This window comes from Lactobacillus sp. ESL0230 (genome assembly GCF_003692805.1).
Taxonomy (GTDB): domain Bacteria; phylum Bacillota; class Bacilli; order Lactobacillales; family Lactobacillaceae; genus Lactobacillus; species Lactobacillus bombicola.
Genome location: NZ_REHI01000006.1, coordinates 747,201 through 762,299 on the forward strand (window position 1 = coordinate 747,201; position 15,099 = coordinate 762,299).

At 34.1% G+C, this 15,099-nt stretch carries 12 protein-coding genes, 1 tRNA gene and 1 pseudogene; 6 read left to right on the top strand and 8 right to left on the bottom strand.

Translation table 11 applies throughout. The annotated features are described in order from the left end of the window. Positions 1-25 precede the first annotated feature (25 nt). The 3 genes from F5ESL0230_RS05390 to F5ESL0230_RS05400 form a co-directional block, all read right to left on the bottom strand. A complete protein-coding gene (locus F5ESL0230_RS05390; RefSeq protein WP_090092780.1) occupies positions 26-865 on the bottom strand; it encodes a YitT family protein in 840 nt (279 codons plus the stop codon). A gap of 117 nt (positions 866-982) precedes the next feature. After that, positions 983-2,296, bottom strand: coding sequence for a DUF2325 domain-containing protein (locus F5ESL0230_RS05395; RefSeq protein ID WP_122021904.1), 1,314 nt, complete (start codon positions 2,294-2,296; stop codon positions 983-985). Positions 2,297-2,379: 83 nt separating this feature from the next. Next, positions 2,380-4,161 (bottom strand): DUF2207 domain-containing protein, encoded by a 1,782-nt coding sequence (locus F5ESL0230_RS05400; RefSeq protein ID WP_122021905.1) that lies wholly within the window; start codon positions 4,159-4,161, stop codon positions 2,380-2,382. Positions 4,162-4,399: 238 nt separating this feature from the next. Between F5ESL0230_RS05400 and F5ESL0230_RS05405 the strand changes: the two genes are divergently transcribed. Beyond that, a tRNA-Arg gene (locus tag F5ESL0230_RS05405) sits at positions 4,400-4,473 on the top strand. A gap of 492 nt (positions 4,474-4,965) precedes the next feature. Here the strand turns inward: F5ESL0230_RS05405 and F5ESL0230_RS05410 are convergent. The 4 genes from F5ESL0230_RS05410 to dhaK all read right to left on the bottom strand — a co-directional run bounded on the left by F5ESL0230_RS05410 (position 4,966) and on the right by dhaK (position 7,719). Next, on the bottom strand, positions 4,966-5,685 hold the full coding sequence (locus F5ESL0230_RS05410) for an MIP/aquaporin family protein (RefSeq protein ID WP_122021906.1): 720 nt from the start codon (positions 5,683-5,685) through the stop codon (positions 4,966-4,968). A gap of 70 nt (positions 5,686-5,755) precedes the next feature. Then, positions 5,756-6,130, bottom strand: coding sequence for a dihydroxyacetone kinase phosphoryl donor subunit DhaM (gene dhaM, locus F5ESL0230_RS05415; RefSeq protein ID WP_122021907.1), 375 nt, complete (start codon positions 6,128-6,130; stop codon positions 5,756-5,758). Then, positions 6,127-6,711 (bottom strand): dihydroxyacetone kinase subunit DhaL, encoded by a 585-nt coding sequence (dhaL, locus tag F5ESL0230_RS05420; protein WP_090092791.1) that lies wholly within the window; start codon positions 6,709-6,711, stop codon positions 6,127-6,129. Before dhaL ends, dhaM begins: the two co-directional genes overlap by 4 nt. Before the next feature lie 12 nt (positions 6,712-6,723). Next, positions 6,724-7,719 carry a dihydroxyacetone kinase subunit DhaK gene (dhaK, locus tag F5ESL0230_RS05425; RefSeq protein ID WP_122021908.1) on the bottom strand — a complete coding sequence of 332 codons (996 nt, stop codon included), beginning with the start codon at positions 7,717-7,719 and terminating at the stop codon, positions 6,724-6,726. A 411-nt stretch (positions 7,720-8,130) separates the two neighbouring features. Between dhaK and F5ESL0230_RS05430 the strand changes: the two genes are divergently transcribed. From F5ESL0230_RS05430 to F5ESL0230_RS05440, 3 genes are all read left to right on the top strand, one after another. Beyond that, entirely contained in the window at positions 8,131-9,168 is a 1,038-nt protein-coding gene (locus F5ESL0230_RS05430) for a PTS sugar transporter subunit IIC (RefSeq protein WP_122021909.1), read from the top strand. A gap of 112 nt (positions 9,169-9,280) precedes the next feature. Then, positions 9,281-9,649: an arsenate reductase family protein gene (locus F5ESL0230_RS05435; RefSeq protein WP_122021910.1), complete on the top strand. Its 369-nt coding sequence runs from the start codon at positions 9,281-9,283 to the stop codon at positions 9,647-9,649. Positions 9,650-9,728: 79 nt separating this feature from the next. Continuing rightward, positions 9,729-12,134: a Xaa-Pro dipeptidyl-peptidase gene (locus F5ESL0230_RS05440; protein WP_122021911.1), complete on the top strand. Its 2,406-nt coding sequence runs from the start codon at positions 9,729-9,731 to the stop codon at positions 12,132-12,134. A gap of 629 nt (positions 12,135-12,763) precedes the next feature. On the opposite strand, the gene F5ESL0230_RS05450 is transcribed toward F5ESL0230_RS05440, so the two are convergent. After that, positions 12,764-13,234, bottom strand: a complete 471-nt coding sequence (locus F5ESL0230_RS05450; protein ID WP_122021912.1) for a GNAT family N-acetyltransferase — start codon at positions 13,232-13,234, stop codon at positions 12,764-12,766. A 655-nt stretch (positions 13,235-13,889) separates the two neighbouring features. On the opposite strand from F5ESL0230_RS05450, the gene F5ESL0230_RS08705 reads away from it, so the two are divergent. Next, positions 13,890-14,027: a hypothetical protein gene (locus F5ESL0230_RS08705; RefSeq protein WP_369931592.1), complete on the top strand. Its 138-nt coding sequence runs from the start codon at positions 13,890-13,892 to the stop codon at positions 14,025-14,027. Positions 14,028-14,278: 251 nt separating this feature from the next. Next, positions 14,279-14,941, top strand: a pseudogene (locus F5ESL0230_RS08710) (tyrosine-type recombinase/integrase). The last annotated feature ends 158 nt before the right edge of the window (positions 14,942-15,099 follow it).

The window sequence follows — 15,099 nt, forward strand, 5'->3', positions numbered from 1 at the left end:
AGTTAGCAATCATGTTTAATTAAAATTACATTTGCCATTTTCCACCATGAACTTTAGCAATATTTTCTGTCACTATAAAAGCCTCTGGGTCAATTTCACGTGCTTTTGCTACTAACTGACCGTATTCATTAGTATCAACGATAATTACCAATTGTTGCTTATCTTTATCACTATAACCACCAATAACATTATAGACAGTTAATCCGTCATAATCGCGTTGTAACATATTTTTGATTTGCTCCAATTGTTGATTACTCATAATGCGAACTTGAAACTTCTTATCAAACCCAGTCTCAGTATAGTGCATAGTTAAGGTCGTTATAATTTGTGAAAAAGCAGCGAGTAAAAAGGCCTCAGTACCGTCAACAAAAATATTCAAAAAAATAATTGACATATCAATTATCATTAAGGATATAGCTGGATCGATAAAAAAATATTTTTTAATAATTAGTGGCGGAATTGTAGTGCCACCTGATGAAGCATTTATGCGATAGAGCATCGAGACGCCAATTCCCATAAGCACACCACCATAGATTACTGCCAGCATATTATTGGAAGTTAGTTTTAAACTTGGGGTAATTTCCATTAAAATTGGTAAAAGCAGACTACCAATTGCCACTTTTTTTAATGTTTGTCGACCTAAAAAAATTGCCGCCATAATCAGCATTAATGAATTAATAATGAAAACTGTCAGTGAGCGATTGATTCCCCAAACTGCATCAACTAAGATTGCAATTCCAGTTGATCCTCCTGCCGCAACATTGATTGGCGCATAAAACAAATTAATTGCAACGGTAATTATTTCTAATCCTGACAAGAAGAAAAGCCAATACTGCCAAGTATGTCCATGTTTTTCTTTCCCCATCTCATCTTCCTTTCATAAAAAACTTTGGTCTATATTGTACTCAAGACTGACCTGTTTATTCAATAAATATGCAAAAATACAAATAATTCTTAATTATTTGTATTTTTATTAAAAGCCTTAATTTGCTTTTTTATATTCAATTGTCTGATTGCCTTCATAAGCAGGTAAGCCCATTTCTGCTCGGTAGAGAGCACGTTCAAAAGCTTGATATCCTTTACTAGAACTAACTGCAAATTTAACATTATATTTGCTAGTAAATTCGCTGATATTCCATGTACTATCATGAGCAGCAAAAGCGGTAACAAGAATAACAATATCTAAATTTTTTATCTGCTGTTCAATTATTTTTTTCTTTCCCTGAAAGGCATCAATTGCTATGGGAATTCCATTATAGCGTTTGACGATTCCTTCAAGCAGTGCTTCATTTTGGTTATTGCCAATTGCAATGCCAACACGTTGATAATGTAAATTTAATGCCAATTTTGGCATTTCCGTAGCTTGATCTGTTTGTTTGACTTTTTTCTTTTTTAATTTAGACATGGTGGCAGGCTGATCCAGTTCATAAATCCACCGAATTTCAATAGCTTCGGTAGGATTTTTCTTTAAACGGATATCGCCATCATACCAAGCTAGATCAACAATTGAGCCATCAGTTAATGGGATATTTTTCTCTTCAAATTTGCTTTCATCAACAGATAAAGTAATGGATTTACCACGAATACGTAGCTTTTGCCCTTTAATATTATGACTGATAGTTAAATGACCGGAATTTCCTTGTACTACCGCATATTTAAATGTAGAAATTTGATCAACTTCCATTCGCGAAAGCTGACGAAAGCCTACGACCCTTAATATTTCTGCTTCGTAATTACGATTATCTTCTACTGGTAATGCTTCAACAATATCTCCACTTTTCAAATTTAAAGAATGGATTTGTGATTCTTTTAATGTAAAAACACATCGCTTACTGTCATTAATTAAGTCACAGCCTGACAGTAGTCGAACAACTACATAACGCTTACCTTTGCGATAATCCACTTTAGGCATTATCTTTTTTTGTAGTGCTTGTTCAAAAACCTTTTTGTTGATAGTTTCTTTGGTTGTTTGCGAAGCTTTAACTGCCTGGCTTAGATCGATTAAAGTTTGACGCAACCCAGGTTCAAGCTTTGGCGTTAACAATATTTGCCGAATTGCCTTCAAAGTATTATTTTTTGCGTGATTATCACCTGGATTTTTAATTAAAGCTATTAACCCCCTCAAAAAGAGGTTTACTTGTTTATAGTCAACCTGAGTACTAGTTATTTGAGCACCTAATGCCTCATCAGCCATACCCAAGATTAACTTGATTGCAGCTAGTCCATTACTTAGGCTTTTTTCATCGCCAGCTGTTTGGTTTAAAATTCTTTTTAAGTTATTACGATAATCAAACATTATTTTTCACTTTTCTAATTCAGTAAATTAAGTATAACAAGAAAAAAGCCAACTTAAAACTGAGCTTTTTCAAAAATAAATTATTAAAATGCACCTCCACCAGAGCCACCGCCAAAGCCACCTGAGGTACCGCTAGAAAAGTCGCCTGATGTACCTCCAATCGAACAAACCGATCCTAAGCTACTATTAAAACTTTCATAAAATCCTTTGCTATTGAAATTATAAATTGGCTCATGAATATAAAAGTCACTTTGTTGCCATTCATCAGTAGTAAATTCAATTTTTAACTCTTTTAAAACTTTTTTAGCTAGGTCAAAAGTCACTGCATAAGGCATAATATCTTCCCAAAGAACTAAGTCACCAACATCACGCATTTCAAAGCTACCAATGTCTTCTAGCATATGCTTAAACCCACGAATTTGATTAGTAATTTCAGCTCCTTTTTGAGAATAAAAACTAATCATATTATTACTGTGAACTAAGGCATTGATGCCAAAAAACAATAAAATAGTTTCCACAACTAACATTACAATTCTAAATTCAGAAAATTTAAAAAAGAATATTAGTGCTCCCCCAAAGCTAAGAAACAATAGGGAACAAATGATTGTTTGATTAGTATTTCTTTTATGAATCAACTTCTCTGCTAACAAGCCTTGATTTACAACTTCATTATAAGACTTTATACGCCAATCAATGTAACAATGGTTAACTTTTTGGCTAACTTTTTTTCCACGAGAATTTTTGATTTCTTCAGTCGTTACAGTTTGACCATTACCTATATCATTGAATAAAGCTGCTAAAAGTGGATCCTGACTAATTAAATGCATATCCTTTAAAGTTATTCTATAAAAAGTGGTCCCATCTTTTTGATAGTCCTCAATTAGTACTTTCTTTTTCACCGCTAGTTCCATTAAATACGCTGTAAATGCTCTAATATCTGGCATATCAACTTTGTCCATAATCTGGGCCACTACAGCGTTAACAGAGGGGCATTCATAATTATGGGGAATAAAATTAGAGTTATGGACTGTTCCACCTTGTTTTTTCACCGTAAATCCTAGCACAGTTGCACTAGTGGCACTTAACACAATTATAAGTACTAACCCAATTTCAGAAATAAAAATTTTCTTTCTCTTACGATTAGTCTCTTGGCTCAATTTTTTTTCTTGTTTCAAAACAAATGCTCGATGAGTTCGATCAACTATATTTTTATTTTTAGATGTAACACTTAACGGGAAAATTGTATGAACTTCTATTCCTACATGACCATCAAGATTACTGGCCGTCATCGTAATCTTACCCTTCTTTTTGTCAATTTTAAGATAACCATTAAGTGGTCCATGAGCCCAAGCTTTTATATTTTTCACTGGACCCGGAAAAAGTACAACTGCCTTTGCATGATCTAAATCTTTGTCCCAATTATCACCAATAATCATAAAATTCAATTCAGCTATATCACGATAATTTGTAATAGCTTGAGTAATTTTGTAAAAATAAGTTACAGTGCATCTAGAGTTAGGTTTAACATGATTATAGACTGTAAAGTGGTATCCTGAATTCACTTTTTGCAAACTAAAATTATGCGAATAACGTCCTATTTGATTTTCATTTTGAATTTTAACTTTCGCATCAACTAAACTTTGTGTAGGAGTAAGATTTTGCTGATAAAAAACTCCCTTACTTTGACTTTTGAATCTATAAGTAATTTGCTTTTTAATTGCAAGCGATCCATCTTCTTTAATAGAAGCTGTCGTTACATTATTTTCAATTCGATAGTCAACTTCTGCGCTAACATTTTTTACGTATAAAAATAATAGTAATAAAGTGGTTATGTATGGCATAACGTTCTTAAGCTTAATTTTCATAATGTAATCCTCAAAAATAATTATTTTCAATTATACATACTTTATTAAAATAATGGTATATAATTTAACAAAAAATAAATATTAAGTAATGAACAATTTAAGATTGTTGCTACCATAGTTAGATGATAACTTTACACTTTACTGTTCATTCTTTTTTGGCCCTAATTAAAAAATTGATTTTATGGTTGCAATTAGCAAAACTTTTCTCTATAATAATTAATGTTCTTGTTAGAGCAATGGTCTGGTAGCTCAGCTGGATAGAGCAACGGTCTTCTAAACCGTGGGTCGTGAGTTCGAATCTCACCCGGATCATTTATAGTAGATTAAACCTTAAGGATTGAAAACCTAAGAAGTTTAAAAGTTGGCTAACATTTTTCAATAAAAACCGCTCTAATTATAAATAGAGCGGTTTTTTTGAAGCCTTGTGTTACTAATTATTATGCTTCTGATTGCTTATTAAAAAATGGATTGCATTCAAAATCTGAATAATGGTAATTCTTTAATTGCTTAGCTAATTTTTGTGACCGGTAATAATATTCCGCCCCAAATTCCTGAATCTTTGGCTATAGTTAAAACTTGGTAATCATTGAGCTTAGAAATATTAAAGTATAAATAGCACCTGCAGTTTGATATCAGCCTCGCAAAGCAAGCCAATTACGACCATGAGCTTTTGCTTTATTTGAAAAGAAGACCCAATTTAACTTCTTTTTGTTCCTATCAAAATAATTAATTAAACAAAAAATCCTCAGAAACTTTAGATTCTGAGGATTTTTGCTTAGTTATATTATATAAAAGAGCTCAAGATTAAGCTATAACCTTAAACAACAAAGCTGCTAGCAAGCCACCTACTATGGGACCAACTACTGGTACCCAGCTATAAGCCCAATCCGACTTACCTTTATTAGCAATCGGTAAAAGCTGATGGGCTAATCTAGGACCAAAATCACGAGCAGGATTAATTGCATAACCTGTAATTCCCCCAACTGAGAAAACGCAACCAGCAATTAACAATCCTGCAAGAATTGGATTCAAATTAGCAGGAATATTAGCTTTAGTAAAAGCTAACAAGCCGTAAACAAAGATAAAAGTACCCACTACTTCCGCAAAGAAATTCCAAAAGTAATTTCTAATTGCCGGTTCAGTACTAAACGTTCCTAAAATCAATTCTTGATCAGTAGTCTCGGCCCAATGAGGATAATATGTTAACCAGACCATTACTGCACCAACAAAAGCACCTGCTACTTGGGCAATAATATAAGGCAAAACCGACGACCAAGCAAACTTACCTGCTGTAGCCATGGCAATTGTGACTGCTGGGTTAAAATGCCCTGGACTTAACCAGCTTACAAAATATACGCTAAGTGTCACAGCTAGCCCCCAGCCTAAAGCAATTGCAATCCAGCCTGCACCATTTGCTTTTGACTTTTTCAAGTTAACAGCTGCACATACTCCATCACCAAATAGTACAACAAAAGCTGTTCCTATAAACTCACCTATGAGTTGCATCATTAAACTATTATGCATAATTTTCCCTTTTCTATTTTAGAATGTGTTAATTATACCCTAAGCACGATGCAAATAACAATTTAAAGTTTTACTGATTCTTAATATTTAAAGGTGCTAATTGCTGTTCAATCTCAGTTAGCCCAACACCAGCCTGGATAAGTGAGGCTGCAGTGTATGCTCCTTCAACAAAAGCAACATCATACAAATGAATTTTTTTATTAGTCATTTCAGTAGCCATTTCTAAATTCATTTTTGCACTGCCTAAATCATAAAAAGCCAAAATTTCTTCAGCTTGATTAGTTGAAAAAGCCGTTAAAATTTTATCCATGCTTGTTCCAATTTCATCACTGCTGTTCCCACCTGCGCTTGTAATTGAAACATCACTTGCTACTTGAGCGAGTAACTTATCTAATCCTATAACAAGTTCAGGAACGTGCGAGACTAATGTAATACCTAATTTCATAATAAACCTTCAGTTTCTAATAAAGCAGTAAATAGATATGCGCTTGATTGTGCCCCTGGATCAACATGACCCTTGGCTCTTTCACCTAGATATGAGGCACGTCCCTTTTTAGCAACTAAATCTTTAGTAGCTTCAACTGCACTAGCAATTTTATTCTCCGTGAGCGTGTGCGCTTTAATTTCTGGAATTACTGCTTGCCAAACGTCCACCATCGTTTTATCACCCGGCTCAGCTCCACCACGTTTTTCAATACCATTTAAAGCAGCTGTTAGTAGATCAACTAGATCAGTGGTAGTGCTACTTTTTTTTGCCATTTCTAAAAAAGCAGTACCGTAAAGCGGACCTGAAGCACCGCCAACCGTAGAAATTAGTGTCATAGCAATAACTTTAAAGGTTTCTGGCAAACTTGATGGTTTTGTTTTTAATTTGGCCATGACGGCTTGCATCCCGCGATCCATATTAAAGCCGTGATCACTATCACCAATTGGAGTATCTAAATCGCTTAAGAATTGCTTATTAACTGCTATTTTATCAGCAAACTTAGCCATCCATATTATCAAATTATTAACCGTTAATGTCATTTTTATCTCCTATTACCAACCAATAGTTTCAACTGGCTCATTTAAATACTCTAACCACTGTTTTGCTTGTAATTCAAAAACCGTAAGCGAAATTCCTGCCATATCGATTGAGGTCATATAATTGCCAACTTTCATCCAAACTGGCTTTATCTGCTTTTGCGCTAAATTATTTAGCAAGTCATTACTAAATATATATTGTTCCATTAATGGTGTTGCTCCTAAGCCATTGACTAAAACCGCATATTGCTTTTGAGGGTCAAAATGTATTTCTTGATCAATTTTGCTAACAAGTTCAGTCACTAATGCTTGAGATGATTTTATTTTTTCCCGACGATAGCCTGGCTCTGAATGAATACCAACACCATATTCAATTTCATCGTTTTTTAATTCAAAACCTGGTTTCCCTGTTTCGGGATTAGTAGCAGCAGATAGAGCAACTGCAACAGTTTTAATATTTGGCAAAATTTCTTGCGCTAGCTGACTAATTTCTGGCAAGGAAGCTCCTGCTTGCGCAGCTGCACCCAAAACCTTATGAACTAAAATTGTTCCGGCAACTCCACGACGACCTTGCGTGTACATACTATTTTCTACTGCAATATCATCGTCAACTATAACTGAGTCAACTTTAATTCCATCCATTTCAGCCATATCTTTAGCCATTTCAAAGTTCATTACATCACCAGAGTAATTTTTTATAACTAAAAAGACCCCACGTCCTTGATCAGCTGCTTTAATTGTTTCATAAATCTGATCAGGTGTTGGAGAAGTAAAAATTTGACCACAAACTGCACCTGTGAGCATCCCCTTGCCGACAAAGCCAGCATGAGCCGGCTCATGACCTGAACCTCCACCACTGACAAGTCCAACTTTATTTACCATAGAAGCTTGATCTGAGCGTATTACAGCTGCAGTTTTTGGGATGGAGGTAATAATTTGCGGATACGCCTTAGTCAGTCCAGACAACATTTCTGAAACAACATCAGCTGGATTATTAATTATTTTTTTCATGATAAACTTTCCCTTTAATAATTTTGATTACAATACTAAGTATAGCAGAAAACGTTTTCAATATCTGTGATAATGATATATTATAAAAAAATTAATAACTTTACATTGATAGCTAAGCTATTTTTTAAATTACTTCTTAAGATTTAACTTGAAATCTTCTCTGTAATTTAGTATGATACTGATTAAATATTTATGAAAGGTTAACGATTATGACGACTAGCAACGTAACTGATCAACCACAAGTTAAATATTATTTTTGGTATTTTGTTTTTTTAAACTAAATGCCTAGTTTGTCATTTATTTGACACACTGGCCTACGGCAATTGTGTCAAAGTCTTAAGTGTTTACTTCTTAATAAAGAACTCACACAATTGTCGTCAGTTGTGTGAGTTTTATTTTTAGGAGAAATTTATGAAAACTATCAAAAAAATCACTTTTGATACATTAAATGGTTTATCAATCGGTATTGTTGTAGCCCTAATTCCAGGAGCTTTAATTGGGCAATTAATTAAAGCACTTTTACCAACTTGGCCCCAACTCAATTTTATCTTAGTATTAACCGCCTTTGCTGCAGCACTTTTACCCGTAATTAGTGCTGTGTGTGTCGGAATGACTGGTAACTTAACCCCGATTCAAACTGCTTCAATTGCCCTGGCTGCAGTCGCTGGAGCCGGTAATTTTATGATGAAAAATGGAAAGATTATGGTTATTGGTAATGGGGATGTCGTTAATACTACAATCACAATCATGCTAGCTTATGGCCTGGTTTTATTTTTAGGACAAAAACTTAAAGCTTACACCATTTTACTAGTCCCTTTAATTGTTTTAGTGGTTGCTGGTGGAATTGGGTGTTTAACTAGAGGTCCAATTGGCCAACTAACTGCGCTTATTGGCGTGGGGGTTGAACATTTAACTAATTTACAACCAATAATTATGGGTATTTTAATGGGCATTGTATTTGCTCTGTTAATTGTTTCGCCAATTTCTTCTGTCGGGATTGCTACAGCAATTAGTATTTCTGGAATTGCTGCAGGTTCTGCTAATCTAGGAATCACAGCGGCTAGTTTTGCTTTAGCCATTTTTGGCTGGAAAGCTAACTCTTTTGGTACTTCAATTGCACATTTTTTAGGTTCACCAAAAATGCAAATGGCAAATTTAATCACGCAACCTAAACTACTGGTCCCTTTAATGATTAACGCAGGAATTATGGGCGGCTTGGGCGCAATTTTCAAAATTGCTGGTACCCCAATGAGTGCAGGCTTTGGCTTTTCTGGATTGATTGGCCCGATTGCAGCAATGACAGGCAGGACAAATGATTTTGGTTCAATAATTTTAATTACGATTCTCTTCTTTATTCTACCAATTGCTCTTGGTCTAATTGCTAACTATATCTGTAATAACAGGTTGCATTTCTTTAGTAGTCAAGACTTTGAACTAGACTTTAAATAAAAACCTCTAGTCAAAAAGAGCCTCAGTGTGCTTGCTTAACATTGGTAGTTGGTAGTTGGTAATTGGTAATTGGTATAATTAATTATCATTCAAATAAAAGAAGGTTATTAAAATGATTAAGTTTTATGGTTACAAGCGTTGCTCAACATCGCGTAGTGCACAAAAATGGTTAACTGACCATCATGTCAAAATTGACTTTCAAGACTTGGTTGAACAGCCACCAACAAAAAATGAGCTGATTAAATGGCTAACTAAGTATCAAGATCGCGGTTTAAAGTATTTCTTCAATACACACGGTCAAGATTATCGGCGACTGCATCTTAAAGATAAAGTTAGTACGCTGTCGATTTCGGAAGCCGCCGAGATGATGTCCCAAAATGGCAAATTAATTAAGCGTCCGCTTGTAGTTAGCAAACAGAATTTAACATGTGGATTTAATGAAGATCTTTATCAAAAGACTTGGCTAAATGAGCAGGCATGATTGCCTGCTTTTATTTTGAAATGCTTCTTTCATAACTTAATTAGAACATGTAAAATAGATAAATAAAAAGGAGAATTATATGAAATATAATCAATACGCTTATATTGAAACTGACTATAAAACTCAAGTCAAAGAACTTCTTAAAATCAAATTCTTGCCAGCAAATTTTGAACAGCTAACTTTTAGTGAATTATTGACTACAATGGTTGCCAATGTTCTAGCTGAAGTTAATCCACAAGATGAACTCGCCCGTAAAGCTAAATTAACTGAATTTGCCGTATCGAGTAACCAAACCTTGACAGATTTTCTAACTAATAAGCCGGAAAAAATTTCCCCTACGCAATTTTACAACTTTGCATTACAATTATTGGGTTATCACGTTCAATACGATTATGATTTAGCTAACCCAGTAAAATTTATGAAAAAGCAAGCCTTACCAACTGTAAGTCAAATTGATAATTCCGTCGACTTGATTGCAGCTTTTTATCGGTTGCTAAATACTCGTACTAAAAATGGGCAAATATTACTTGATGTAATGGCTGGCAAGGGCTATTTCTTTGACCGGCGAGACGAATTACCGCAAAATGAATTTGTTTTATTCAATGGCAAAAGTCAACCAGTCTTTGATACCAGTAAAGTCATTCGCGAAGTAGTCTATGTTGAATGTGATCTCGACACAGATGATGATGGTCACCCCGACTTATTACAAACCACCATTTTTAGACCTAGTGAAAGTGCTAAAATGCCCGTCCCTGCACTTTATACTGCCGATCCTTATTTTGGTGGTGTAATTGCTAATGAAAAGCGTAACCATAGTGTTGATGAAAACTTAACTGATGCAACTATATGGTCTAATCCTCAGTACCAGCCCGCCAATCATATCAAGGCTAAAGCACCCACTAGTAGCAATACTGACGCAAATCCAGCAACTGAACGAGCATTAAATAAAGCACCTTATACTTTAAATGAATATATGCTTGCTCGCGGCTTTGCTAGCGTTGTGGCTGGAGCAATTGGTACTCGTGGTAGCGACGGCTTGCGCATTACAGGAGGGCCTGAAGAAACTGAAAGTGCTAAAGCTGTTATCGAATGGCTACACGGTGATCGAATTGCTTATACCGACCGCACTCGAAAGCACGAAACTAAAGCTAATTGGTGCAATGGTAACATCGGAATGACTGGACGGTCATACTTAGGGACTTTACAAATTGCACTAGCGACAACTGGAGTAGCTGGACTCAAAACGATTGTTTCAGAAGCCGCCATTTCTTCTTGGTACGACTACTACCGTGAACATGGTTTAGTAATTGCACCCGAAGCTTGTCAAGGAGAAGACTTAGATATGCTAGCTGAAACTTGTCAGTCTAATCTCTGGGATGCCGGTGACTATCTCAAAATCAAGCCCAAATATGACGAAATGCAAAAAACTCTGTTGGCAAAAGCCGATCGCCTAACGGGGCAATATTCTGACTTTTGGGATGTTCGTAATTACCGCCATCATACTGACCAAATTAAATGCTCATGGATTAGTGTGCACGGCTTAAATGACTGGAATGTTAAACCCAAAAATGTTTATAAAATCTGGCAAAAAGTTAAAAATTTACCAATTGAACACCACCTCTTTTTACATCAAGGCCCACACTACAATATGAATAACTTGGTTTCAATTGATTTTACTGACTTGATGAACTTATGGTTCGTGCATGAATTGTTAGGTATTGAAAATCAGGCGTATAAACAATGGCCACAGGTAATGATTCAGGATAACTTAGAAGCTGACACATGGCATCAAGAACAAGACTGGAGTAATGATTGCGGTCATGAATCAACTTACTACCCAACCGATGATGGTCAATTGCAAAAAGACGGCAATGGTCAAAAGCAGCTTGCCTTTACCGATGTTGGAGGAAAGGAATTTAAAAAGGCTAAAATTTCTGAAAGCGATTGGCAAAATCAATTTATTAGTGGTACTAAAAAGTGGGCCAAAGCCAGTTTACGTTTTACTACTGAAGAATTTATTCACCCGGTAACTATAGTGGGACGACCAACGGTAAAAATGCGAGTTTCATCTAATCTTAATAAGGGGCAATTATCAGTTGCCCTCGTAGAATTAGGCAAGCGTAAGCGATTAACTCCCACTCCCCGTTTGATTATGCCTGGAGGGCAAGAATTAGGCTATCGTTTTGGAACCGATACTTTGCAAGAATTTATGCCCGATAAAGTAACTCCCGCTAAATTAATCACTAAGGGGCACATGAACTTACAAAATTATGCTGATTTGAAAAAGCCAAGGGCGATTGAGGCAAACCAATTTTATGACTTGGAATTTCAATTGCAGCCAACTTACTACAAATTACCAGTTCAAAGTCGCTTATGTCTGATAATTTATTCAACTGATCAAGGCATGACCAAGCGGCCACTTGAAGACACAACTTACACAGTTGATTTAACGCAAACTGAAATTAGGTTTAATCAACAATCATAATAGTTCTTGATTAAATTAATTTTAATAACCGTTAGCTTTTATGGCTAACGGTTATTCTTCTTTTCTCTTATTTTTACGTGCTAGTAATGTATTTAAATTAATATTGATTAACTTTAAATTTCAGCAATACCAAAATAAATAGAGCATCTTACGTAAAGCAAAGACTAAAAACATTAACTAGTGCCACAAAAATACAAGCATTACCTGCATAACTTTAAAAAGTGCTACCAATATTTAATTGACAACTAGCAATAAATATAGCAATATAAACGCATAAAGCGCTTTAATTTTAGAAATAATTGAAAGGATAAAATTATGTATAAAGAAATTGGTTACATCGTCCTGATATTTTTACTTTATGTCCTAGCAAAAAAATTTAATAATTGGCCAATTTTTAAATTCGCTAAAAAAAACCGAGGCGGCTTAATCTTAACATTTTCGATAATAGGACTGCTTTATACTTTAATCGCGTACAAATTTAAATTCAATCATATCATGCCAAGTTTGATAAGTATTTTAGTTGTTATTATGCTAATTGGTCTATTCTACATTTTCAAAGATCATTCAGCCCAAAAATAAATAATAAAACCTCGAAGTTAAAGCAATTTCGAGGTTTTACTATTGATATCCTAAAATTTTTTAGTTAAGTTAATGAATTCATATATGCCATCATTTGATTTTTGCATTTTAGAACCTTCTTTTTTAAATCCTGCTCTCTGATAAACTTTAATGGCACGTTTATTGAAGCTAGCCACTGACAGAAGAATCATTTTATAATTGAAATTTTTTTGTACAAATGCTTCGATTTCTTTTACAAAATTTAATCCTAAGCCTTGTCCAGTTAAATCCGGTCTCAATCCTAAACCAATTTCCACCTTTTTTTCTGACAATCTTTCTAAGCAAAAATACCCCACAAGTTCATCTTTATCATCTAAAACCTGATAATACTTATTTCCTCGTAACCTTGAAGTGATTATTTCTTCAAAATCTTCTGGGTCATTTTCCATATTATAAAAATCATACTGGCCACTGTAATGCCATTTTCTAGCAATCTGGTCTGCATTTGCTTGAGTTAGTTGTGTTATTTTTTTATATTTCATTTTTTCACCTTCTGCTTTTTGTTGTAAAGTCTATTAAATATTAATAATTTTAATTATATTTTTAATTATATTATCAATAATATATAACTTACAAGCCAATAATTTTACCTTATACTAAGCTCCATCATCTACTAGTAAGATAGAAATTTTTTGCCTAACCCTGAAGTCAGGTTATTTGCCTTTAGTACCCGTGTGCAAAAAATCAAATCTCAAAGATATTCTCTGGCTTCTTGATTTAAGCCTAAATATTTCGCTAATGCTAAACTATGATATGATTGCCTATATAATAATCTCAACAGCTTTAGTAAAAAGCATTAATTTGGAATCTTGCCTTTCTATAATTTTCCTGAATTAATTAGTTCGAGTTGTTACATTTTACATATGAACTAATTTAAGAAAAAGGAAATTAAGGTATAAACGAGTTACCTATGCTTCAATTAAAGCACTTGCGTAAATTTTATCATGTAGGGGATACAGTCACTCATCCCTTGATAATGAAAACTATGAAACTGCACTCTTAGCACATTTCATCTCAAAAACGGCATAGAAATGTGATAAACAAATTGGTATTTTTGAAACTTCCAGACCGCTATTATCGTTCTTCGAATGAACAAACTGAAATTTTACAAGAAAAAGTAATTAAACGAGGATTAATATGCAAAAATCTGATTATGCTACCTTAATAGATAAAGCAGTGGCTCATCTTCCTTTTTATGTAAAAGAATTTAATATAAATAAAAATCTTTCTTTAGCTACGAAATATCAGTATCTAACTGAATTAGGAGTTTTTTGACTGGTTAGGATCTTCTGGCATAGCTAATGTCCAAACTAATAAAGATATATTATTGAACTTGCTTGAGAGATTTAAAATGTGAAGATGTTATGCTTTGTATTGATTATCTGAAGAATACTAAAAACTCACATGGTACGTATAACAACCCTACTACGATAAATCGTACTATTAATTTTTTACGTTCGTTATATACTTATCTTACAATTACAGCAGATAATAACAATGGAGAGCCGTATTTTTATCGTAATGTAATGAAAAAAATAGAATCTCTCCCCAACTACCAGACGCTTAATTACCGAGAACATGAAATTGAGCGTAAAATATATCAAGAAAATCTTAAACATGAATTTTTAGATTTCTTGAATACTAAATATGAAACTCAAGTTAATAGTTATATTAGCGGCAATTTTAAAATTCATAAAAAGCGAGATATAGCAATCATTACCCTTTTACTAGGAACAGGTATACGTATTTCAGAGGCTACCAATACTAATGTGAATGATCTCAATATTGATGATGAAATGCTTAATGTTTCTCGCAAAGGTGGCCAGAGAGATGCTGTACCAATTGCTGAATGGACAATAAAATTATATTCGTCCTTATTATGAAGATAGAATTTTTATATACAAAAAAATAGGAAAGAAAAAAGTTTGTTTCTAACTAAATATCGCGAAAATTACAAGCGTATAACGTCTGTTACCATTGAACGTTTTGTTGAAAAATATTCAACAACGTTGGGACGACCAATTACACCGCATAAGTTACGTCACACACTTGCTTCAGAATTATATCAAGAGACTAAAGATCAAGTTCTTGTATCACAGCAATTGGGGCAGAAAGGTACTAGTGCAACAGATTTATACACGCATATTGGCCAATCAAAACAAAAAGAAGCATTAAATAAAATTAAGTAGCATTAAGTTCCTTGGATTGCAAGCAAGTGTCTAATCTAACTTTCGAGTCTCATTTCAATCAGTTATTCCAAAACCCTACCTTCCTTTTCCCCGAAGCGGTAATTAGATTCTGATCATTTTGAAAGAGCAACTTACTTTCTGCCTTCCATTCTTTTGGA

Excerpts from the sequence above, each read along its gene's own strand:
- F5ESL0230_RS05395 (WP_122021904.1), bottom strand. The coding sequence starts at position 2,296 with ATGTTTGATTATCGTAATAACTTAAAAAGAATTTTAAACCAAACAGCT.
- F5ESL0230_RS08705 (WP_369931592.1), top strand. The coding sequence starts at position 13,890 with ATGCAAAAATCTGATTATGCTACCTTAATAGATAAAGCAGTGGCTCAT.
- F5ESL0230_RS05440 (WP_122021911.1), top strand. The coding sequence starts at position 9,729 with ATGAAATATAATCAATACGCTTATATTGAAACTGACTATAAAACTCAA.
- dhaL (WP_090092791.1), bottom strand. The coding sequence starts at position 6,711 with ATGACATTAACGGTTAATAATTTGATAATATGGATGGCTAAGTTTGCT.
- dhaM (WP_122021907.1), bottom strand. The coding sequence starts at position 6,130 with ATGAAATTAGGTATTACATTAGTCTCGCACGTTCCTGAACTTGTTATA.
- F5ESL0230_RS05390 (WP_090092780.1), bottom strand. The coding sequence starts at position 865 with ATGGGGAAAGAAAAACATGGACATACTTGGCAGTATTGGCTTTTCTTC.
- F5ESL0230_RS05430 (WP_122021909.1), top strand. The coding sequence starts at position 8,131 with ATGAAAACTATCAAAAAAATCACTTTTGATACATTAAATGGTTTATCA.
- F5ESL0230_RS05450 (WP_122021912.1), bottom strand. The coding sequence starts at position 13,234 with ATGAAATATAAAAAAATAACACAACTAACTCAAGCAAATGCAGACCAG.
- dhaK (WP_122021908.1), bottom strand. The coding sequence starts at position 7,719 with ATGAAAAAAATAATTAATAATCCAGCTGATGTTGTTTCAGAAATGTTG.
- F5ESL0230_RS05435 (WP_122021910.1), top strand. The coding sequence starts at position 9,281 with ATGATTAAGTTTTATGGTTACAAGCGTTGCTCAACATCGCGTAGTGCA.
- F5ESL0230_RS05400 (WP_122021905.1), bottom strand. The coding sequence starts at position 4,161 with ATGAAAATTAAGCTTAAGAACGTTATGCCATACATAACCACTTTATTA.
- F5ESL0230_RS05410 (WP_122021906.1), bottom strand. The coding sequence starts at position 5,685 with ATGCATAATAGTTTAATGATGCAACTCATAGGTGAGTTTATAGGAACA.